Raw genomic sequence first — 23,142 nt, 5'->3', positions numbered from 1 at the left:
TTCGGGGCTTGCCGGGGCCCTGCCCTGTACTTAGTTACCGCTGGAATTCAGCGCTTCGGTCAGTGCGGCTTCCACCTCACTGGCGCTTACACGCAGCGGTTTGTCGGCATCACGGCGACGCTTGCGCTCGCTGTGGTAGGCCAGACCGGTACCGGCCGGGATCAGACGACCCACGACCACGTTCTCTTTCAGGCCGCGCAGGTAATCGCGCTTGCCGGTGACGGCCGCTTCGGTCAGTACGCGGGTGGTTTCCTGGAAGGAAGCCGCGGAGATGAACGATTCGGTCGACAGCGACGCCTTGGTGATACCCAACAGCACACGCGAGAACTTCGAGATGAACTTGTCTTCGCTGGCGAGACGCTCGTTCTCGACCAGTACGTGAGTCAGTTCCATCTGGTCGCCCTTGATGAAGCTGGAATCACCCGACTCGGCGATCTCGACCTTACGCAGCATCTGACGCAGGATGGTCTCGATGTGCTTGTCGTTGATCTTAACGCCTTGCAGGCGGTAAACGTCCTGGATCTCGTTGACGATGTACTTGGCCAGCGCGCTCACACCCAGCAGACGCAGGATGTCGTGCGGATCGCTCGGGCCGTCGGAGATAACTTCGCCGCGGTTTACCTGTTCGCCTTCGAAGACGTTCAGGTGGCGCCACTTCGGAATCAGCTCTTCGTACGGATCGCTACCGTCGGTCGGCGTAATGACCAGACGGCGCTTGCCTTTGGTCTCTTTACCGAACGCGATGGTGCCGCTGACTTCAGCCAGAATCGAGGCTTCTTTCGGACGACGTGCTTCGAACAAGTCGGCAACACGTGGCAGACCACCGGTGATGTCACGGGTCTTGGACGTTTCTTGCGGGATACGCGCGATAACGTCACCAACACCGATCTGAGCACCGTCAGCCACACCGACAAGGGCGTTGGCCGGCAGGAAGTACTGAGCCGGCACGTCGGTACCTGGCAGGTACAGATCCTTGCCATTGGCATCGACCATCTTGATTGCCGGACGGATTTCCTTGCCTGCGGCAGGGCGATCCTTGACGTCCAGAACTTCGATGTTGGTCAAACCAGTCAGTTCGTCGGTCTGACGCTTGATGGTGATGTTTTCTTCCATGCCCACGAAGGTCACGGTACCTTTCAGCTCGGTAACGATCGGGTGGGTGTGCGGGTCCCACTTGGCGACGATGGCGCCAGCTTCGACCTTGTCACCTTCCTTGACCGAAATGACCGCACCGTAAGGCAGCTTGTAACGCTCACGCTCACGACCGAATTCATCGGCAATGGCCAGCTCGCCGGAACGCGATACGGCAACCAGGTTGCCATCGGCGCGCACGACCTGCTTCAGGTTGTGCAGACGTACCATACCGCCGTTCTTCACCTGGACGCTGTCGGCAGCCGAGGTCCGGCTTGCAGCACCACCGATGTGGAACGTACGCATGGTCAGCTGGGTACCCGGCTCACCGATCGACTGCGCAGCGATAACGCCGACAGCTTCACCGATGTTCACCTGGTGACCGCGAGCCAGGTCGCGACCGTAGCACTTGGCGCAGATGCCGTAGCGAGTTTCGCAGTTGATCGGCGAACGCACGATAACTTCGTCGATGCTGTTCAGCTCGATGAACTCGACCCACTGCTCGTCAACCAGGGTACCGGCAGGAACGATGACGTCCTCGGTGCCTGGCTTGAACACGTCACGGGCAATGACACGACCCAATACGCGCTCACCCAACGGCTCGACAACGTCACCGCCTTCGATGTGCGGTGTCATCAGCAGGCCGTGGTCGGTGCCGCAGTCGATCTCGGTCACGACCAGATCCTGCGCAACGTCTACCAGACGACGCGTCAGATAACCGGAGTTCGCAGTCTTCAGTGCGGTATCCGCCAGACCCTTACGAGCACCGTGAGTCGAGATGAAGTACTGCAGTACGCTCAGACCTTCACGGAAGTTCGCGGTGATCGGCGTCTCGATGATCGAGCCGTCCGGCTTGGCCATCAGACCACGCATACCGGCCAGCTGACGGATCTGTGCAGCGGAACCCCGCGCACCCGAGTCAGCCATCATGTACATCGAGTTGAAGGACTCTTGCTCGACTTCCTTGCCCTCGCGGTCGATGACCTTCTCTTTCGAGAGGTTGGCCATCATCGCCTTGGACACTTCGTCGTTCGCCTTCGACCACAAGTCGATGACCTTGTTGTACTTCTCGCCCTGGGTTACCAGGCCGGAGGCGTACTGGCTCTCGATTTCCTTCACTTCATCGGTAGCAGTACCAATGATGCGGGCTTTCTCGTCCGGGATAACGAAGTCGTTAACACCGATCGAAACGCCGGAAATGGTCGAGTAGGCAAAACCGGTGTACATCAGCTGGTCAGCGAAGATCACGGTCTCTTTCAGACCAACCACGCGGTAGCATTGGTTGATCAGCTTGGAGATCGCCTTCTTCTTCATCGGCTGGTTGACCACGTCGTACGGCAGACCTGCCGGCACAACCTGGAACAACAGCGCACGGCCGACGGTGGTGTCGACAATACGGGTGTTCTTGGTGGAGCTGCCATCACGGTCGTTCACGGTCTCGTTGATACGGACCTTGATTTTCGCGTGCAGGGCAGCTTCGCCGGCGCGGAATACGCGGTCGACTTCCTGCAGGTCGGCGAATACGCGACCTTCGCCCTTGGCGTTGATGGCTTCACGGGTCATGTAGTACAGACCCAGTACAACGTCCTGCGACGGAACGATGATTGGCTCACCGTTGGCTGGCGACAGAATGTTGTTGGTCGACATCATCAGCGCGCGCGCTTCGAGCTGGGCTTCCAGCGTCAGCGGCACGTGAACGGCCATCTGGTCACCGTCGAAGTCGGCGTTGTACGCCGCACAGACCAACGGGTGCAGCTGGATCGCCTTACCTTCGATGAGCACAGGCTCGAACGCCTGGATACCCAGACGGTGAAGGGTCGGTGCACGGTTGAGCAGTACGGGGTGTTCGCGGATTACCTCGGCGAGAACGTCCCATACCTCTGGCAGCTCACGCTCGACCATCTTCTTGGCAGCTTTGATGGTGGTCGCCAGACCACGCATTTCGAGCTTGCCGAAAATGAACGGCTTGAACAGCTCGAGGGCCATTTTCTTAGGCAGACCGCACTGGTGCAGACGCAGGGTCGGGCCTACGGTAATTACCGAACGACCGGAGTAGTCCACGCGCTTACCGAGCAAGTTCTGACGGAAACGACCTTGCTTACCTTTGATCATGTCAGCCAGGGACTTCAGCGGACGCTTGTTCGAGCCAGTGATGGCGCGACCGCGACGGCCGTTGTCCAGCAGGGCGTCGACCGCTTCCTGCAGCATGCGCTTTTCGTTGCGCACGATGATGTCCGGCGCCGACAGATCGAGCAGGCGCTTCAGACGGTTGTTACGGTTGATCACCCGACGATACAGGTCGTTCAGGTCGGAGGTCGCAAAGCGGCCGCCATCCAGCGGTACCAGCGGACGCAGGTCCGGCGGCAATACTGGTAGGACGGTCAGGACCATCCACTCAGGCAAGTTACCCGAGCCCTGGAAAGCTTCCATCAGCTTCAGGCGCTTGGACAGCTTCTTGATCTTGGTTTCCGAGTTGGTCTGCGGAATTTCTTCGCGCAGGCGGCCAATCTCGTGCTCCAGGTCGATAGCGTGCAGCAGCTCGCGGACAGCCTCGGCACCCATGCGGGCGTCGAAGTCGTCACCGAACTCTTCCAGCGCTTCGAAGTACTGCTCGTCGTTCAGCAGCTGACCCTTTTCCAGGGTGGTCATGCCTGGGTCGATAACGACGTAGCTCTCGAAGTAGAGAACGCGCTCGATATCACGCAGGGTCATGTCCATCAGCAGGCCGATACGGGACGGCAGCGACTTCAGGAACCAGATGTGGGCAACCGGCGAGGCCAGTTCGATGTGCGCCATGCGCTCACGACGAACCTTGGCCAGGGCAACTTCAACGCCGCACTTCTCGCAGATCACACCGCGGTGCTTGAGGCGCTTGTACTTGCCGCACAGGCACTCGTAGTCCTTGACTGGGCCAAAGATCTTGGCGCAGAACAGGCCGTCACGCTCAGGCTTGAACGTACGGTAGTTGATGGTTTCCGGCTTCTTAACTTCACCGAACGACCACGAACGGATCATTTCAGGCGACGCCAGACCGATGCGGATGGCGTCGAACTCTTCGACTTGACCCTGGTTTTTCAGCAAATTCAGTAGGTCTTTCAAGGCCTTTCCTCCTGGCGGAGCAGGAAGCGGGCAATACCTGCCCCGCTCCCCTTCGCGTCACGTGTTATTCGGTTTCCAGATCGATATCGATACCGAGCGAACGAATCTCTTTGATCAACACGTTGAAGGACTCGGGCATGCCCGGCTCCATACGGTGATCGCCATCCACGATGTTTTTGTACATCTTGGTACGGCCGTTCACGTCGTCCGACTTCACTGTGAGCATTTCTTGCAGGGTGTATGCCGCGCCGTATGCTTCCAGCGCCCACACTTCCATCTCCCCGAAACGCTGACCACCGAACTGCGCCTTACCACCCAGCGGCTGCTGGGTAACCAGGCTGTAGGAACCAGTGGAACGCGCGTGCATCTTGTCGTCCACCAAGTGGTTCAGCTTGAGCATGTACATGTAACCAACGGTCACAGGACGCTCGAACTTGTTGCCGGTACGGCCATCGAACAGCACCATCTGGCCGCTTTCTGGCATGTCTGCCAGTTTCAGCATGGCCTTGATCTCGCTTTCCTTGGCACCATCGAAGACCGGGGTAGCCATAGGCACGCCTTTCTTCAGGTTGTTCGCCAGGGCGAGAATCTCTTCGTCGGTGAACTCTTCCAGGCTTTCCTGACGACCGCCGATCTCGTTGTAGATCTCGGTCAGGAACACGCGCAGCTCAGCGGCTTTGCGCTGCTCTTCGATCATCCGGTCGATCTTCTCGCCCAGGCCCTTGGCCGCGAGGCCCAGGTGGGTTTCAAGGATCTGACCGACGTTCATACGCGAAGGTACGCCCAGCGGGTTCAGTACGACGTCGACCGGAGTACCGTTGGCGTCGTGCGGCATGTCTTCGACCGGCATGATCACCGAGACCACACCTTTGTTACCGTGACGGCCGGCCATCTTGTCGCCCGGCTGAATGCGGCGGCGGATAGCCAGGTAGACCTTGACGATCTTCAGTACGCCCGGTGCCAGGTCGTCGCCCTGCTGCAGCTTGCGCTTCTTGTCTTCGAACTTGTCATCCAGCAGACGACGGCGATCGACGATGTAAGCCTGGGCCTTTTCCAGCTGCTCGTTCAGAGCATCTTCGGCCATACGCAGTTTGAACCACTGGCCGTGCTCCAGACCGTCCAGTACTTCGTCAGTGATCACGGTGCCTTTCTTCAGGCCCGCACCACCGTCGACCACTTGGCCGTTCAGGGCGGAACGCAGACGCTCGAAGGTTGCACCTTCGACGATGCGGAACTCTTCGTTGAGGTCCTTGCGGATCTCGTCCAGCTGCATCTTCTCGATGGCCAGGGCGCGGGTGTCGCGCTCGACGCCGTCACGGGTGAAGACCTGGACGTCGATGACAGTACCTTTGGTGCCGGTTGGCACACGCAGGGAGGTGTCTTTAACGTCGCTGGCCTTCTCACCGAAGATGGCGCGCAGCAGCTTCTCTTCCGGCGTCAGCTGGGTCTCGCCTTTCGGAGTGACCTTACCGACCAGAATGTCGCCAGCGCCGACTTCGGCACCCACGTAGACGATACCGGCTTCGTCCAGCTTGTTCAGCGCAGCTTCACCCACGTTCGGGATGTCCGCGGTGATTTCCTCTGGGCCAAGCTTGGTGTCACGCGCCACACAGGTCAGTTCCTGGATGTGGATCGTGGTGAAGCGGTCTTCTTGAACCACACGCTCGGACAGGCAGATGGAGTCTTCGAAGTTGAAGCCGTTCCACGCCATGAACGCGATGCGCATGTTCTGACCCAGTGCCAGTTCACCCATATCGGTGGACGGGCCGTCGGCCATGATGTCGTGACGCTTGACCACATCACCTTTGCTGACCAGCGGACGCTGGTTGATGCAGGTGTTCTGGTTCGAGCGGGTGTACTTGGTCAGGTTGTAGATATCTACACCTGCTTCACCGGTCTCGACTTCGTCATCGGCAACACGCACGACGATACGGCTGGCATCGACCGAGTCGATCACGCCGCCACGACGGGCCACGACGCAGACGCCGGAGTCACGGGCTACGTTGCGCTCCATGCCGGTACCTACCAGCGGCTTGTCGGCACGCAGGGTGGGTACAGCCTGACGCTGCATGTTCGAACCCATCAACGCACGGTTGGCGTCGTCGTGCTCGAGGAACGGAATCAGCGACGCGGCGACCGAAACAACCTGCTTCGGCGAAACGTCCATCAGGGTGACGTCTTCCGGCGCCTTGACGGTGAATTCGTTCAGGTGACGAACCGCTACCAGCTCATCGATCAGTTGCTTCTTCTCGTTCATCGCGGCCGAAGCCTGGGCGATGACGTGATCCGCTTCTTCAATGGCCGACAGGAACACGATGTCGTCGCTGACCACGCCTTCCTTCACCACGCGGTACGGGCTTTCCAGGAAGCCGTACTGGTTGGTGCGGGCATAGGCTGCCAGGGAGTTGATCAGACCGATGTTCGGACCTTCAGGGGTCTCGATCGGGCACACACGGCCGTAGTGGGTCGGGTGTACGTCACGGACTTCGAAGCCAGCACGCTCACGGGTCAGACCGCCAGGGCCGAGTGCAGAAACACGGCGCTTGTGGGTGATCTCGGAGAGCGGGTTGTTCTGGTCCATGAACTGCGACAGCTGGCTAGAACCGAAGAACTCTTTCACCGCCGCCGCAACCGGCTTGGCGTTGATCAGGTCTTGCGGCATCAGGCCTTCGCTTTCAGCCATCGACAGACGTTCCTTGACCGCACGCTCGACGCGCACCAGGCCAACACGGAACTGGTTCTCGGCCATCTCACCGACGCAACGTACACGACGGTTACCCAGGTGGTCGATGTCGTCGACGATGCCTTTGCCGTTACGGATATCGACCAGGGTCTTGAGGACCTCGACGATGTCTTCCTTGCTCAGCACGCCCGAACCTTCGATCTCGGTACGACCGATACGACGGTTGAACTTCATGCGGCCTACGGCAGACAGGTCGTAACGCTCGGCACTGAAGAACAGGTTGTTGAACAGGGTCTCGGCAGCATCCTTGGTTGGCGGCTCGCCTGGACGCATCATGCGATAGATCTCGACCAGCGCTTCCAGTTGGTTGCTGGTGGTGTCGATCTTCAGGGTGTCGGAGATGAACGGACCGCAATCGATGTCGTTGGTGTACAGGGTCTCGATACGGACGACCTGCGCCTTGGCGACCTTGATCAGCAGCTCGGTGGTCATCTCGGTGTTGCACTCGGCGAGGATCTCGCCGGTAGCCGGATGCACGATAGCCTTGGCGGTGGTGCGGCCCAGGACGTATTCCATTGGAACGTCGAGCTGCTTGACGCCGGCTTTTTCGAGCTGGTTGATGTGGCGCGCAGTGATACGGCGACCCTGCTCGACAATGACCTTGCCGTTTTCGTCATGGATGTCCATGACCGCGACTTCACCACGCAGACGCTGCGGTACCAGTTCCAGGCTCAGTTTTTCGCCGGAAACGTGGAACACGTTGGTGGTGTAGAAGGTGTTCAGAACTTCTTCGGTGCTGTAACCCAGTGCGCGCAGCAGTACCGAGGCCGGCAGTTTGCGGCGACGGTCGATACGCACGAACACGCAGTCCTTCGGGTCGAACTCGAAGTCCAGCCAGGAACCGCGGTAAGGGATGATGCGAGCGGAGTACAGCAGCTTGCCGGAGCTGTGCGTCTTGCCACGGTCGTGGTCGAAGAACACACCAGGCGAACGGTGCAGCTGGGAAACGATCACACGCTCGGTACCGTTGATTACGAAGGTACCGTTCTCAGTCATCAGGGGAATTTCACCCATGTAGACTTCTTGCTCTTTGATGTCCTTGATCGCTTTGTTCGACGATTCCTTGTCGAAGATGATCAGGCGCACCTTGACCCGCAGTGGGACCGCGAAGGTCACGCCACGCAGGACACATTCCTTCACATCGAAGGCGGGTTCGCCCAGGCGATAGCCTACGTACTCCAGGGCAGCATTGCCGGAGTAGCTGATGATCGGGAATACCGATTTGAAGGCCGCGTGCAGGCCGACGTCGCGGAACTGATCCTTGGATGCTCCCGCTTGCAGGAATTCGCGATACGAATCCAGCTGGATGGCCAGGAGGTAAGGCACATCCATGACGTCCGGCAACTTGCTAAAGTCCTTGCGGATACGTTTTTTCTCAGTGTATGAGTAAGCCATCAGCGTTCCCCAGCTTGGTCACCTGCTTGTTTGGCTTCTCCCGGCGGGAGCAGCCAGAAAATCGTGCAAACCCCTTGGTTTGCGCCACCCACATGGGTGTCTTGCAGCTCGTTATCGGGGCCGTTCTGATCGGCCACCAATAACGGAAAAAGGCCGGTGGCATAAGCCACCAGCCATCAGCCTTTTGCTCAACGCTCAGGCTGGCATCGCAAAGTCGAAATTACTTCAGCTCGACTTTAGCGCCTGCTTCTTCCAGCTTCTTCTTAGCGTCTTCAGCGGCTTCTTTCGAAACGCCTTCAGCTACGACCTGAGGAGCGCCGTCGACTTTCTCTTTGGCTTCTTTCAGGCCCAGACCGGTCAGTTCACGAACGGCCTTGATCACGTTTACTTTCTTCTCGCCGGCTTCAACCAGAACAACGTTGAACTCGGTTTGCTCTTCAACAACGGCAGCAGCAGCAGCTGGGCCAGCAGCGGCAACAGCAGCGGTAACGCCGAAGGTTTCTTCCATAGCTTTGATCAGCTCAACAACTTCCAGAACGGTTTTCTGGCCGATTGCTTCGATGATTTGCTCGTTAGTCAGGGACATGACTTAAATCCTGTATTGGGGTGACAGCCTTCGCAGCCATCAAATTAAACAAATGATTTTGAAAGAGGTTACGCCGCCTTAGGCAGCAGCAGCTTCTTTCTGGTCGCGAACGGCCGCCAGAGTACGAGCCAGCTTGCTGGTAGCGCCTTGAATCACGCTCATCAGACGTGCAATAGCTTCGTCACGGGTCGGCAAGGTAGCCAGTACATCGATCTGGTTGGCGGCAATGAACTTGCCGTCAAACGCAGCTGCCTTGATCTCGAACTTGTCCTGACCCTTGGCGAACTCTTTGAACAGACGAGCAGCAGCGCCCGGGTGTTCGTTGGAGAAAGCGATCAGGGTCGGGCCAGTGAACACGTCGTTGAGGACACTGAATTCAGTATCAGCAACGGCGCGCTTGAGCAGGGTGTTACGTACGACACGTACGTAAACGCCAGCTTCACGAGCCTCTTTACGGAGTCCGGTCATTGCGCCTACAGTCACACCACGGGCATCAGCCACGACAGCGGACAGAGCGACTTTGGCAGCCTCGTTGACTTCAGCGACGATGGCCTTCTTGTCTTCGAGTTTAATTGCCACGGGTTTACTCCTGGTTTCTACCGTTTCATCTGGCCGAGGCCGGATGTCGTTTTGGTGTCTGATTCGATAACGAATCGGGAGCACCATCTGCGTAGGCTTATGGTTTAAGGCTTGCGCCGCCTACGGTCTTGGATAGCCCCCGCCAGGCAGGGACCCCAATTTTTGCTGGCAGCACGACGAATCGTGCCGCCATGGTCTTACGCGTTCAGCGAACCCTGGTCGATGACCAGGCCTGGGCCCATGGTGGTGCTCAGGGTAACGCGCTTGACGTAAATACCTTTCGAAGAAGCTGGCTTGATACGCTTCAGATCAGCGATCAGGGCTTCAACGTTTTCCTTCAGCTTGCCAGCTTCGAAGCCGACTTTGCCAACGGAGGTGTGAATGATACCGTTCTTGTCGGTACGGTAGCGAACCTGACCAGCCTTGGCGTTTTTGACAGCGCCGGCTACGTCTGGAGTCACGGTACCCACTTTCGGGTTAGGCATCAGGCCGCGAGGACCCAGTACCTGACCCAGCTGACCAACAACGCGCATGGCATCAGGCGATGCGATGACAACGTCATAGTTCAGGTCGCCGGCTTTCATTTCAGCAGCCAGATCGTCCATACCTACACGGTCAGCGCCGGCAGCCAAAGCGGCCTCAGCAGCTGGACCCTGGGTGAAGACGGCAACGCGTACGGTCTTGCCAGTGCCGTGTGGCAGCACGGTAGCGCTACGAACGACCTGGTCGGATTTACGCGGGTCAACGCCGAGGTTGACGGCAACGTCGAAGGATTCGCTGAACTTCACGGTGGACAGTTCGGCCAGCAGCACTGCTGCTTCTTCGAAGTTGTAAACTTTGCCAGCTTCGATTTTCGAAGCAATAGCCTTTTGGCGCTTGGTCAGCTTAGCCATTACACACCCTCCACGTTCAGGCCCATGCTGCGGGCAGAGCCAGCGATGGTGCGTACAGCAGCGTCCAGGTCAGCAGCGGTCAGATCAGCCTGTTTGGTCTTGGCGATCTCTTCGAGCTGAGCGCGGGTCACGGTACCGACTTTGACGGTGTTCGGGCGAGCCGAACCACTGGTCAGGCCAGCAGCTTTCTTCAGCAGAACCGAGGCAGGGGTGCTCTTGGTCTCGAAAGTGAAGCTACGGTCGCTGTAGACAGTGATGATCACAGGAGTCGGCAGGCCGGCTTCTTGACCCTGAGTACGGGCGTTGAAGGCCTTGCAGAATTCCATGATGTTCACACCGTGTTGGCCCAGTGCTGGACCAACGGGTGGGCTTGGGTTGGCCTGGCCGGCCTTAACTTGCAGCTTGATGTAAGCCTGAATCTTCTTAGCCATGAGCTACTCCAAAATCGGGTACGAACGCCAGATGGCTCCCCGGATGACTTGCGTTTTATCCCAGTGACGACAAAACCCCGCAGCACACAGGGCTGCGGGGTATGGGATGCTTCGTTCGCCTAGACCTTTTCGACCTGACTGAACTCGAGCTCTACCGGGGTAGAGCGACCGAAAATGAGCACCGCCACCTGGAGGCGACTCTTTTCGTAGTTAACCTCTTCGACACTGCCATTGAAGTCAGCGAACGGACCATCAATAACTCGAACCACTTCACCGGGCTCGAACAGCGTCTTAGGCTTCGGCTTGTCGCTACCGTCGGCAACGCGACGCAGGATAGCTTCAGCTTCCTTATCGGTGATTGGCGCAGGCTTGTCTGCGGTACCACCAATAAAGCCCATCACACGAGGGGTGTCCTTGACCAAGTGCCAAGTCCCTTCGTTCATCTCCATCTGGACCAGAACATAGCCAGGGAAGAATTTACGCTCACTTTTGCGCTTCTGGCCGTTACGCATTTCAACGACTTCTTCGGTCGGAACCAGAATTTCGCCGAAACCGTCTTCCATGCCAGCCAGCTTGACGCGCTCGATCAGCGAGCGCATCACATGCTTCTCGTAACCCGAGTAAGCATGCACTACGTACCAACGCTTAGCCACGGGACACCCTTAGCCAACAATCAAGGAGACCGCCCAACCGAGCAGGGAATCAAGACCCCACAACAGCAGCGCCATAACCAGAACAACAGCCACGACAATCAGCGTGGTCTGAGTGGTTTCTTGGCGGGTCGGCCACACGACTTTACGGATCTCGGTACGAGCTTCCTTCGCCAGCGTAAAGAACGACTTACCCTTCGCAGTCTGCAAGGCAACAAAGCCAGCAGCCGCAGCCAGGGCGAGCAGTGCAAGTACGCGATACAGGATTGGGGAGGCGGAGTAATACTGATTACCCACGACGCCAACAACCACCAAAGCAACTACAGCCAGCCACTTGAATAGATCAAAACGCGATTCTTGGGCTTCAGTTTTGGGAGTCATCGGGGAGGATCCTGTGAGAAGAAAGCCAATCACACCGAGGTGAATGGCAGGTCAGGAGGGAATCGAACCCCCAACCTACGGTTTTGGAGACCGTCGCTCTGCCAATTGAGCTACTGACCTGTAACGCTGTATCAGGCCGGCCATTATACCGGCCTGATCAAGTAAATCAACTACTTATTCAATAATTTTTGCTACGACGCCGGCGCCGACGGTACGACCGCCTTCACGGATAGCGAAGCGCAGACCGTCTTCCATTGCGATGGTCTTGATCAGGGTGACTTCCATCTGGATGTTGTCACCTGGCATTACCATCTCAACGCCTTCCGGCAGCTGGCAGTTACCGGTCACGTCAGTGGTACGGAAGTAGAACTGAGGACGGTAGCCTTTGAAGAACGGAGTATGACGACCGCCTTCTTCTTTCGACAGAACGTAGACTTCTGCGGTGAACTTGGTGTGCGGCTTGACCGAACCTGGCTTGACCAGAACCTGGCCACGCTCAACGTCGTCACGCTTGGTACCACGCAGCAGGACGCCGCAGTTCTCGCCAGCACGACCTTCGTCCAGCAGCTTGCGGAACATCTCAACGCCGGTGCAGGTGGTGGTGGTGGTGTCACGCAGACCAACGATTTCCAGCGGATCCTGAACGCGGACGATGCCACGCTCGATACGGCCGGTAACAACAGTACCACGACCCGAGATCGAGAATACGTCTTCGATTGGCATCAGGAACGGCTTGTCGATAGCACGCTCTGGCTCTGGGATGTAGCTGTCCAGAGTTTCAACCAGACGCTTGACAGCGGTGGTGCCCATTTCGTTGTCGTCTTTGCCTTCCAGCGCCATACGAGCCGAACCGATGATGATCGGGGTGTCGTCGCCTGGGAAGTCGTAGGTGGACAGCAGGTCGCGAACTTCCATCTCGACCAGTTCCAGCAGCTCAGCGTCGTCTACCAGGTCAGCCTTGTTCAGGAAGACCACGATGTACGGAACGCCAACCTGACGGGACAGCAGGATGTGCTCACGGGTTTGTGGCATCGGACCATCGGCGGCCGAGCAAACCAGGATCGCGCCGTCCATCTGGGCAGCACCGGTGATCATGTTCTTCACGTAGTCAGCGTGACCTGGGCAGTCGACGTGAGCGTAGTGACGGATCTTCGAGTTGTACTCGACGTGCGCGGTGTTGATGGTGATACCGCGCGCTTTTTCTTCCGGAGCCGAGTCGATCTTGTCGAAATCAACGACTGCCGAACCGAAAACTTCGGAGCAGACGCGAGTCAGAGCTGCAGTCAGAGTGGTTTTACCATGGTCAACGTGGCCGATAGTGCCAACGTTCACGTGTGGTAGGGAACGATCAAACTTTTCCTTAGCCATCGATACAGTCCTCCGCAGAAGAAATAGTCTTACGCTGATAAAGCTGATAAAACAAAGGCAGATATTTTCATATCTGCCTTGTTTATATGGAGCTCTTGAGCGGACTTGAACCGCTGACCTCACCCTTACCAAGGGTGTGCTCTACCAACTGAGCTACAAGAGCGAAACACATTGCGCAAAACCCAGCAAACTTGGAGCGGGTAGCGGGAATCGAACCCGCATCATCAGCTTGGAAGGCTGAGGTTCTACCACTAAACTATACCCGCGGAGCTTGCGGCTCTCGCTAAAACTGGTGGAGGGAGAAGGATTCGAACCTTCGAAGCTCTCGCAACGGATTTACAGTCCGTCCCCTTTGACCGCTCGGGAATCCCTCCAGATGTGGCCGGCATTCTATTTGTCTGCCGCCCTAGTGTCAAGCTTTTTTTCAAATTTTTTCAATCAAATCTGAAACTTAGCAGCGTTGACACCGCCTCCAGCTCTACCACCTAAGTGGTGTTCCCTGTGAAGCGGGCGCCATTCTATCAAGCTATTCGCCAGTTGCAATACCCTGGCAGAAAATAATTTTATGTTTTAAGTCTTTGAAATCGCTGGAAAGAGTGGCGAGCACCTCTGGGTCCAGCAAACGCTCGCTTTCCGGGGAAATCTTGAGCCAGAGACCCTCTGCACCCGGCAACTGGCCCAACACCGGCAGAGCATCGATATCCAAGCTCAGCAAGCGCTGGCGGAGTGCGTCGAGTTGCTCTCTACCCGCCAGACCACCTACGACCAGGCATTCATCACGACGACGGGCCGGCGCAGACACGCCCGTTTCACGCAACAGGCGGATCTCTTGTTGATTACCTTTGTACAGCGACAGCGGGGCGACATCCTTGACCTTGAGCGGGGCTTCCTGTTGATGCCAGACGTAATAGAAGACGTTCAGCACCAGCAACAGCAGAAACAACCAACGCATAAAGCACCTCAGTCCAGTGGACAGGCCATTGCCAGGCCAACGAAAACCAGGTCAGGGACTACGCGAGCCTGCGGCGCAGCTTCACGCACCAACGGCGCATCCCCTCCGGTAAGGAACACAGTAAAGTCCTCCCCCCACAACGCACGCGCTTGTTCGAGCTGAGTACGGGCAAAACCCTGCAGCATCAACACACAACCACGCTCCACAGCCTCGACGGTCGAGCGCCCTGGTGCAAGGCTTGTCAATGCACGCGCCGCCGAAGCATCGTCATAGCGGATACGCCGCGTATGGGTGCGCAACTGGCTACGCATCAGCGGCATGCCCGGGCAGATGTAACCACCCAGGTGCTCACCATCAGCGGCAATGAAGTCAGCTTTGGCGGCGGTCCCAAGGTCAATGACCAGACACGCCCCCTTGGCCAGGTGGAATGCCCCCAGCGCTGCGAGCCAACGGTCCATCCCCAGGCGCTGATAGTCTTCATAACCATTACGCACCCCAGCCATTTGCAGGGCAGGCTCTGCGACTCGTGCCGCCACGGAGAACGCCTGACCGATAAGCGCGCAAAGTGCCGCAGTTTCTTCTTCACTACGCACACTGACGATACGACAGCCCGACAAACGCAGCGACGCCAACGCACTGACCTCAGCTACCAGCGCTTGGTCCGTATCGACAATACCACCGCCCACGATCGTAGCGTCGGCGGCATGAATCACCCGCCATTTTATGAAGCTGTTTCCGCAATCGAGCTCAAGAATCATCACGCAACCTCAGGCTGAGCTCACCACCACTGAAGCTCTTTTCCACACCCTCGACCTCAAGGCGCAAGCCGCCCTGCCCGTCCACACCTAGCACCACCCCATCAATTCGGGTGCTGCCGGCTACCAGCGATACATTACGCCCTTGCCAAAGGTGCGCCTGCTCCCACTCCTCCTGGAACGCAGCAAAACCATAGCGGCGGTGACGTGCCAATTCATGTTGCAGCTGCTGACTGAGCATTGCCACCAGCCGATTTCGATCAATTGCGGTACCGACTTCGCGCCGCATCGATGTCCACTCCTGGTCGACCTGATCATTGGTCTGCATGTTCACATTGATGCCTATACCCAGGACAACGTGGCAGACATCTGCTGGATCACCGACCAACTCAAGCAAGATGCCAGTGATCTTCTTCCCACGCACAAGCACATCATTGGGCCACTTCAGCCCCACATCCTTTACACCGAAGCCCTGCAGCGTACGCATTACCGCCAACCCCACCACCAGGCTCAACCCTTCGAGCTGGCGCATCCCACCTTCGACGCGCAGGACGAGACTGTAATAGAGGTTTTCCGCGAAGGGGCTTACCCATTGGCGACCGCGGCGGCCACGCCCAGCGCTCTGGCGCTCGGCCAGGACCAGAAAAGGAGCAGCCTGCCCCTCGCCCGCAAGCCGCAACCCTTCAGCGTTGGTCGAATCGATGGTTTCGTGGATGAAGACGGGCCACTGCTCACCCTCGGCAAACTCGGCGATCGCCTTCGTTTCGAGCAGAGCAAGAGGAGCGGCTAGCTGGTAGCCACGCCCACGAACCTTGTGAATGGTGAGGTTCAGCTCACTCTCCAGGTGCTGCAGCTGCTTCCAAACGGCGCTGCGACTCACCCCGAGGGCTGCCCCCAAGGCTTCTCCGGAATGGAATCGGCCATCCTTGAGGAGATTCAACAACTTCAGCATGCCAGTCTCGACTTGGAATAAGGCTGGCATGATAGCTATGGGTAGTGGGCTTGCATAGGAAAAGGGCCGCCCAGAAACACTACAAACAGGGAGTTTTTCAGCCAAAAAGACAAAACCCCTACCTGCTTGCGCAGATAGGGGTTTTGCGAAATGAATCTTGACGATGACCTACTCTCACATGGGGAAACCCCACACTACCATCGGCGATGCATCGTTTCACTACTGAGTTCGGGATGGGATCAGGTGGTTCCAATGCTCTATGGTCGTCAAGAAATTCTGTAGCCAGAATGTCCAGATGGACAGCCCAGCGAATTCGGATATGCGATATTTGTGGTTACGAACTTTCGGTTATTTCGTCTTCACCACCACAATTCGGCGTCTTACGCTCAAATTGCTTGGGTGTTATATGGTCAAGCCTCACGGGCAATTAGTATTGGTTAGCTCAACGCCTCACAGCGCTTACACACCCAACCTATCAACGTCGTAGTCTTCGACGGCCCTTTAGGGGATTCAAGATCCCAGTGAGATCTCATCTTGAGGCAAGTTTCCCGCTTAGATGCTTTCAGCGGTTATCTCTTCCGAACATAGCTACCCGGCAATGCCACTGGCGTGACAACCGGAACACCAGAGGTTCGTCCACTCCGGTCCTCTCGTACTAGGAGCAGCCCCTCTCAAATCTCAAACGTCCACGGCAGATAGGGACCGAACTGTCTCACGACGTTCTAAACCCAGCTCGCGTACCACTTTAAATGGCGAACAGCCATACCCTTGGGACCGGCTTCAGCCCCAGGATGTGATGAGCCGACATCGAGGTGCCAAACACCGCCGTCGATATGAACTCTTGGGCGGTATCAGCCTGTTATCCCCGGAGTACCTTTTATCCGTTGAGCGATGGCCCTTCCATACAGAACCACCGGATCACTAAGACCTACTTTCGTACCTGCTCGACGTGTTTGTCTCGCAGTCAAGCGCGCTTTTGCCTTTATACTCTACGACCGATTTCCGACCGGTCTGAGCGCACCTTCGTACTCCTCCGTTACTCTTTGGGAGGAGACCGCCCCAGTCAAACTACCCACCATACACTGTCCTCGATCCGGATAACGGACCTGAGTTAGAACCTCAAAGTTGCCAGGGTGGTATTTCAAGGATGGCTCCATGAGAACTGGCGTCCCCACTTCAAAGCCTCCCACCTATCCTACACAAGCAAATTCAAAGTCCAGTGCAAAGCTATAGTAAAGGTTCACGGGGTCTTTCCGTCTAGCCGCGGATACACTGCATCTTCACAGCGATTTCAATTTCACTGAGTCTCGGGTGGAGACAGCGCCGCCATCGTTACGCCATTCGTGCAGGTCGGAACTTACCCGACAAGGAATTTCGCTACCTTAGGACCGTTATAGTTACGGCCGCCGTTTACCGGGGCTTCGATCAAGAGCTTCGCTTGCGCTAACCCCATCAATTAACCTTCCGGCACCGGGCAGGCGTCACACCCTATACGTCCACTTTCGTGTTTGCAGAGTGCTGTGTTTTTAATAAACAGTCGCAGCGGCCTGGTATCTTCGACCGGCATGGGCTTACGGAGCAAGTCCTTAACCCTCGCCGGCGCACCTTCTCCCGAAGTTACGGTGCCATTTTGCCTAGTTCCTTCACCCGAGTTCTCTCAAGCGCCTTGGTATTCTCTACCTAACCACCTGTGTCGGTTTGGGGTACGGTTCCCAGTTATCTGAAGCTTAGGAGCTTTTCTTGGAAGCATGGCATCAACCACTTCGTCGCCTAAAGGCAACTCGTCATCAGCTCTCGGCCTTGAGATCCCGGATTTGCCTAAGATCTCAGCCTACCACCTTAAACTTGGACAACCAACGCCAAGCTGGCCTAGCCTTCTCCGTCCCTCCATCGCAATAACTGGAAGTACAGGAATATTAACCTGTTTTCCATCGACTACGCTTTTCAGCCTCGCCTTAGGGACCGACTAACCCTGCGTCGATTAACGTTGCGCAGGAAACCTTGGTCTTTCGGCGTGGGAGTTTTTCACTCCCATTGTCGTTACTCATGTCAGCATTCGCACTTCTGATACCTCCAGCAAGCTTCTCAACTCACCTTCACAGGCTTACAGAACGCTCCTCTACCGCATCATCATAAGATGATACCCGTAGCTTCGGTGCATGGTTTGAGCCCCGTTACATCTTCCGCGCAGGCCGACTCGACTAGTGAGCTATTACGCTTTCTTTAAAGGGTGGCTGCTTCTAAGCCAACCTCCTAGCTGTCTAAGCCTTCCCACATCGTTTCCCACTTAACCATGACTTTGGGACCTTAGCTGACGGTCTGGGTTGTTTCCCTTTTCACGACGGACGTTAGCACCCGCCGTGTGTCTCCCATGCTCGGCACTTGTAGGTATTCGGAGTTTGCATCGGTTTGGTAAGTCGGGATGACCCCCTAGCCGAAACAGTGCTCTACCCCCTACAGTGATACATGAGGCGCTACCTAAATAGCTTTCGAGGAGAACCAGCTATCTCCGAGCTTGATTAGCCTTTCACTCCGATCCACAGGTCATCCGCTAACTTTTCAACGGTAGTCGGTTCGGTCCTCCAGTCAGTGTTACCTAACCTTCAACCTGCCCATGGATAGATCGCCCGGTTTCGGGTCTATACCCAGCGACTAAACGCCCTATTAAGACTCGCTTTCGCTACGCCTCCCCTATTCGGTTAAGCTCGCCACTGAATATAAGTCGCTGACCCATTATACAAAAGGTACGCAGTCACCTAACAAGTAGGCTCCCACTGCTTGTACGCATACGGTTTCAGGATCTATTTCACTCCCCTCTCCGGGGTTCTTTTCGCCTTTCCCTCACGGTACTAGTTCACTATCGGTCAGTCAGTAGTATTTAGCCTTGGAGGATGGTCCCCCCATATTCAGACAAAGTTTCTCGTGCTCCGTCCTACTCGATTTCATTGATAAGAGATTTTCGTGTACGGGGCTATCACCCACTATGGCCGCACTTTCCAGAGCGTTCCACTAATCTCAAACCAACTTAAGGGCTGGTCCCCGTTCGCTCGCCACTACTAAGGGAATCTCGGTTGATTTCTTTTCCTCAGGGTACTTAGATGTTTCAGTTCCCCTGGTTCGCCTCTTGCACCTATGTATTCAGTACAAGATACTCAGCTTATGCTGAGTGGGTTCCCCCATTCAGAGATCTCTGGATCACAGTCTGTTTGCCGACTCCCCAAAGCTTATCGCAGGCTACCACGTCTTTCATCGCCTCTGACTGCCAAGGCATCCACCGTATGCGCTTCTTCACTTGACCATATAACCCCAAGCAATCTGGTTATACTGTGAAGACGACATTCGCCGAAAATTCGTTTTGCTCTTTCGAGCCCACAAATTTTACCTTAGCCTGATCCACTACCAGTGAAAGTAGTGTTCAGTCTATTTCTATCACATATCCGAATTTTTAAAGAACGATCTGACAAAAGTCAGAAATCAACATTCATCACCGAATGTTCATTTCTAAGTTCTGACAAGCTACTGCATACTGCGGAAGTGGTGGAGCCAAGCGGGATCGAACCGCTGACCTCCTGCGTGCAAGGCAGGCGCTCTCCCAGCTGAGCTATGGCCCCGTAGTCTAGGCTGCACCATGTAATGGTAGGTCTGGGCAGATTTGAACTGCCGACCTCACCCTTATCAGGGGTGCGCTCTAACCAACTGAGCTACAGACCTATAACAGGGTCGCGTTACAGCATCGTCTTTATACAAGTGAATCAAGCAATTCGTGTGGGAGCTCATCAGCAGGCTGATGTCGTCGATTAAGGAGGTGATCCAGCCGCAGGTTCCCCTACGGCTACCTTGTTACGACTTCACCCCAGTCATGAATCACACCGTGGTAACCGTCCTCCCGAAGGTTAGACTAGCTACTTCTGGTGCAACCCACTCCCATGGTGTGACGGGCGGTGTGTACAAGGCCCGGGAACGTATTCACCGCGACATTCTGATTCGCGATTACTAGCGATTCCGACTTCACGCAGTCGAGTTGCAGACTGCGATCCGGACTACGATCGGTTTTGTGAGATTAGCTCCACCTCGCGGCTTGGCAACCCTCTGTACCGACCATTGTAGCACGTGTGTAGCCCAGGCCGTAAGGGCCATGATGACTTGACGTCATCCCCACCTTCCTCCGGTTTGTCACCGGCAGTCTCCTTAGAGTGCCCACCATAACGTGCTGGTAACTAAGGACAAGGGTTGCGCTCGTTACGGGACTTAACCCAACATCTCACGACACGAGCTGACGACAGCCATGCAGCACCTGTGTCAGAGTTCCCGAAGGCACCAATCTATCTCTAGAAAGTTCTCTGCATGTCAAGGCCTGGTAAGGTTCTTCGCGTTGCTTCGAATTAAACCACATGCTCCACCGCTTGTGCGGGCCCCCGTCAATTCATTTGAGTTTTAACCTTGCGGCCGTACTCCCCAGGCGGTCAACTTAATGCGTTAGCTGCGCCACTAAAATCTCAAGGATTCCAACGGCTAGTTGACATCGTTTACGGCGTGGACTACCAGGGTATCTAATCCTGTTTGCTCCCCACGCTTTCGCACCTCAGTGTCAGTATCAGTCCAGGTGGTCGCCTTCGCCACTGGTGTTCCTTCCTATATCTACGCATTTCACCGCTACACAGGAAATTCCACCACCCTCTACCGTACTCTAGCTTGCCAGTTTTGGATGCAGTTCCCAGGTTGAGCCCGGGGCTTTCACATTCAACTTAACAAACCACCTACGCGCGCTTTACGCCCAGTAATTCCGATTAACGCTTGCACCCTCTGTATTACCGCGGCTGCTGGCACAGAGTTAGCCGGTGCTTATTCTGTCGGTAACGTCAAAACAGCAAGGTATTCGCTTACTGCCCTTCCTCCCAACTTAAAGTGCTTTACAATCCGAAGACCTTCTTCACACACGCGGCATGGCTGGATCAGGCTTTCGCCCATTGTCCAATATTCCCCACTGCTGCCTCCCGTAGGAGTCTGGACCGTGTCTCAGTTCCAGTGTGACTGATCATCCTCTCAGACCAGTTACGGATCGTCGCCTTGGTGAGCCATTACCCCACCAACTAGCTAATCCGACCTAGGCTCATCTGATAGCGCAAGGCCCGAAGGTCCCCTGCTTTCTCCCGTAGGACGTATGCGGTATTAGCGTTCCTTTCGAAACGTTGTCCCCCACTACCAGGCAGATTCCTAGGCATTACTCACCCGTCCGCCGCTGAATCGAAGAGCAAGCTCTTCTCATCCGCTCGACTTGCATGTGTTAGGCCTGCCGCCAGCGTTCAATCTGAGCCATGATCAAACTCTTCAGTTCAATACTGCTTGGGTTTTTAAGAAACCCTAAACTTGGCTCAGCAATCTCAAATGACTATGTGATTTCTCGCATGGTCACTTGTGATGCTGATAATCTTTGTGACTATCAGTCCATACTCACAAGCACCCACACGAATTGCTTGATTCAATTTGTTAAAGAGCGTTTGGTTAAGAGCTTTTCGTCTCAACCGAGGCGCGCATTCTACGCTTTCCTCAGAGCCTGTCAAGCGTTTATTTTGAAGTTTTTCGCGAGAATCTCGTTTAGCTTCAAACACTTAACTCGCTGCGATCTCTCGTAGCGGGAGGCGAATTCTACAGCGTTTAGAAGCGCTGTCAACCACCATTTCAACCGCTGACGATCTTTCGATCGAAGCACTTCCATCATCACCTGAATCGATTAACTCTTTGATACTCAAGGAGTTTCTCGTTCCAACTACGCTGGAAGTGGGGCGCATTATAAGGGGATTCGAAACCCCGTCAACCTTTAATTTCAAGAAACCTTAATATCGCTGAAAACAAAGCGGGGAGGCCTTCCGACCTCCCCGCTTCTATATATAGCTACACCAGCAAGCGATCACTCAGCCTTGAGGGTGACCCGGGCAAACGCCTTCTTGCCCGCCTGGCACACATGGGTCGAGCCAAGCGCAAACATGAAGTCACGATCAACCACAGCACCGTCAACCTTGACCGCGCCACCATTGAGCAGGTCGCGCGCCATCGCCGAGTTCTTCACCAGGCCCGCACGGTTCAGCACGGCCGCAATCGGCAAGTCTTCAGCTGCGCCAACTTCGATCTCAGGCAGGTCTTCCGGCAACTCGCCCTCTTTCATACGGTTACCCGCCGCACGGTGAGCGTTGGCAGCCGCCTCCTCACCATGGAAGCGCGCAACGATCTCTTCCGCCAGCTTGATCTTGATGTCACGCGGGTTCGCGCCATTGGCAACATCGGCACGGAACTGCTCGATCTCTTCCATCGAACGGAAGCTCAGCAGCTCGAAGTAACGCCACATCAGCGTGTCCGGGATCGACACCAGCTTGCTGTACATCACCCCCGGTGCTTCCTGGATACCCACATAGTTACCCAGCGACTTGGACATCTTCTTCACGCCGTCGAGCCCTTCGAGCAGCGGCATGGTTACGATGTTCTGTGCTTCCTGGCCATAAGCGCGCTGCAGCTCGCGCCCCATGAGCAGGTTGAACTTCTGGTCGGTACCGCCCAGCTCCACGTCGGCCTTCAGCGCAACGGAGTCATAACCCTGCACCAGCGGGTAAAGGAACTCGTGAATGGCGATCGGCTGATTGGTGGTGTAACGCTTGTCGAAGTCATCGCGCTCAAGCATGCGCGCCACGGTGTACTGCGACGCCAGGCGGATAAAATCGGCCGGAGTCAGCGTGTCCATCCAAGTGGAGTTGAACGCGACCTCGGTCTTGGCCGGATCCAGGATCTTGAACACCTGCTGCTTATAGGTCTCGGCGTTATCCAGGACCTGCTCGCGGGTCAGTGGCGGACGCGTGGCGCTCTTGCCGCTCGGGTCACCAATCATGCCGGTGAAGTCACCGATCAGGAAGATGACCTGGTGACCCAGCTCTTGGAACTGACGCAGCTTGTTAATAAGCACGGTGTGCCCCAGGTGCAGGTCAGGCGCGGTCGGATCGAAACCTGCCTTGATGCGCAGAGGCTGGCCGCGCTTGAGCTTCTCCACCAGTTCCGACTCGACCAATACTTCTTCCGCACCGCGCTTGATAAGCGCCAGCTGCTCTTCAACCGACTTCATAGACAGACCCGCAAGGCTCAGATTCAAGGGGAGCCAACCATACAAGATCGGCCATCAAATACAAGTTTCGCAACGGAATGTGACCTGACCGCAGGCTTGCGGCGTCTACGCGCCCTTGC

The 23,142-nt window shown here is 56.2% G+C and carries 13 protein-coding genes, 6 tRNA genes and 3 rRNA genes; all 22 read right to left on the bottom strand.

What is annotated here, in order from left to right; all coding sequences use genetic code 11:
- Positions 1 to 30: 30 nt before the first annotated feature.
- Complete coding sequence (gene rpoC, locus ACSSU5_RS13060) at positions 31 to 4,230, bottom strand: DNA-directed RNA polymerase subunit beta' (RefSeq protein WP_264310522.1); 4,200 nt, start codon at positions 4,228 to 4,230, stop codon at positions 31 to 33.
- Between the two features lie 64 nt (positions 4,231 to 4,294).
- On the bottom strand, positions 4,295 to 8,368 hold the full coding sequence (gene rpoB, locus ACSSU5_RS13055) for a DNA-directed RNA polymerase subunit beta (protein ID WP_264310523.1): 4,074 nt from the start codon (positions 8,366 to 8,368) through the stop codon (positions 4,295 to 4,297).
- Positions 8,369 to 8,588: 220 nt separating this feature from the next.
- On the bottom strand, positions 8,589 to 8,954 hold the full coding sequence (gene rplL, locus ACSSU5_RS13050; RefSeq protein WP_007957596.1) for a 50S ribosomal protein L7/L12: 366 nt from the start codon (positions 8,952 to 8,954) through the stop codon (positions 8,589 to 8,591).
- A gap of 78 nt (positions 8,955 to 9,032) precedes the next feature.
- Positions 9,033 to 9,533 (bottom strand): 50S ribosomal protein L10, encoded by a 501-nt coding sequence (rplJ, locus tag ACSSU5_RS13045; protein WP_264310525.1) that lies wholly within the window; start codon positions 9,531 to 9,533, stop codon positions 9,033 to 9,035.
- 197 nt (positions 9,534 to 9,730) lie between these two features.
- On the bottom strand, positions 9,731 to 10,426 hold the full coding sequence (gene rplA / locus ACSSU5_RS13040) for a 50S ribosomal protein L1 (RefSeq protein ID WP_027595467.1): 696 nt from the start codon (positions 10,424 to 10,426) through the stop codon (positions 9,731 to 9,733).
- Positions 10,426 to 10,857 (bottom strand): 50S ribosomal protein L11, encoded by a 432-nt coding sequence (rplK, locus tag ACSSU5_RS13035; RefSeq protein ID WP_027595466.1) that lies wholly within the window; start codon positions 10,855 to 10,857, stop codon positions 10,426 to 10,428. The genes rplA and rplK overlap by 1 nt, the downstream gene beginning before the upstream one ends.
- A 119-nt stretch (positions 10,858 to 10,976) precedes the next feature.
- Positions 10,977 to 11,510, bottom strand: a complete 534-nt coding sequence (gene nusG / locus ACSSU5_RS13030; RefSeq protein ID WP_003255501.1) for a transcription termination/antitermination protein NusG — start codon at positions 11,508 to 11,510, stop codon at positions 10,977 to 10,979.
- Between the two features lie 9 nt (positions 11,511 to 11,519).
- On the bottom strand, positions 11,520 to 11,888 hold the full coding sequence (gene secE / locus ACSSU5_RS13025) for a preprotein translocase subunit SecE (RefSeq protein WP_099452743.1): 369 nt from the start codon (positions 11,886 to 11,888) through the stop codon (positions 11,520 to 11,522).
- A gap of 44 nt (positions 11,889 to 11,932) precedes the next feature.
- Positions 11,933 to 12,008, bottom strand: a tRNA-Trp gene (locus tag ACSSU5_RS13020).
- A gap of 54 nt (positions 12,009 to 12,062) precedes the next feature.
- Positions 12,063 to 13,256, bottom strand: coding sequence for an elongation factor Tu (gene tuf, locus ACSSU5_RS13015; protein WP_264310520.1), 1,194 nt, complete (start codon positions 13,254 to 13,256; stop codon positions 12,063 to 12,065).
- An 87-nt stretch (positions 13,257 to 13,343) separates the two neighbouring features.
- Positions 13,344 to 13,419: transfer RNA gene (locus ACSSU5_RS13010), tRNA-Thr, on the bottom strand.
- A gap of 29 nt (positions 13,420 to 13,448) precedes the next feature.
- A tRNA-Gly gene (locus tag ACSSU5_RS13005) sits at positions 13,449 to 13,522 on the bottom strand.
- 24 nt (positions 13,523 to 13,546) lie between these two features.
- Positions 13,547 to 13,630 (bottom strand) — tRNA-Tyr (locus ACSSU5_RS13000).
- A 152-nt stretch (positions 13,631 to 13,782) separates the two neighbouring features.
- Entirely contained in the window at positions 13,783 to 14,208 is a 426-nt protein-coding gene (locus tag ACSSU5_RS12995; protein ID WP_264310526.1) for a hypothetical protein, read from the bottom strand.
- A gap of 8 nt (positions 14,209 to 14,216) precedes the next feature.
- Positions 14,217 to 14,966 (bottom strand): pantothenate kinase, encoded by a 750-nt coding sequence (locus tag ACSSU5_RS12990; protein WP_492561289.1) that lies wholly within the window; start codon positions 14,964 to 14,966, stop codon positions 14,217 to 14,219.
- Entirely contained in the window at positions 14,956 to 15,915 is a 960-nt protein-coding gene (birA, locus tag ACSSU5_RS12985) for a bifunctional biotin--[acetyl-CoA-carboxylase] ligase/biotin operon repressor BirA (RefSeq protein WP_264310528.1), read from the bottom strand. Before birA ends, ACSSU5_RS12990 begins: the two co-directional genes overlap by 11 nt.
- Positions 15,916 to 16,070: 155 nt before the next feature.
- A 5S ribosomal RNA gene (gene rrf / locus ACSSU5_RS12980) occupies positions 16,071 to 16,186 on the bottom strand.
- 135 nt (positions 16,187 to 16,321) lie between these two features.
- Positions 16,322 to 19,213: ribosomal RNA gene (locus tag ACSSU5_RS12975) — 23S ribosomal RNA — on the bottom strand.
- 237 nt (positions 19,214 to 19,450) lie between these two features.
- Positions 19,451 to 19,526: transfer RNA gene (locus tag ACSSU5_RS12970), tRNA-Ala, on the bottom strand.
- A gap of 23 nt (positions 19,527 to 19,549) precedes the next feature.
- Positions 19,550 to 19,626: transfer RNA gene (locus tag ACSSU5_RS12965), tRNA-Ile, on the bottom strand.
- A gap of 87 nt (positions 19,627 to 19,713) precedes the next feature.
- Positions 19,714 to 21,250: ribosomal RNA gene (locus ACSSU5_RS12960) — 16S ribosomal RNA — on the bottom strand.
- The 16S, 23S and 5S rRNA genes sit together here with 2 tRNA genes alongside, the layout of an rRNA operon.
- A 573-nt stretch (positions 21,251 to 21,823) precedes the next feature.
- Positions 21,824 to 23,023 carry a tyrosine--tRNA ligase gene (gene tyrS, locus ACSSU5_RS12955; protein ID WP_264310529.1) on the bottom strand — a complete coding sequence of 400 codons (1,200 nt, stop codon included), beginning with the start codon at positions 23,021 to 23,023 and terminating at the stop codon, positions 21,824 to 21,826.
- Positions 23,024 to 23,142: the final 119 nt, after the last annotated feature.

Source organism: Pseudomonas sp. E1MeOHC2 (genome assembly GCF_058745025.1).
The sequence above is the reverse complement of the archived record's forward strand: the minus strand, read 5'-3'. Positions and strand labels throughout refer to the sequence as shown.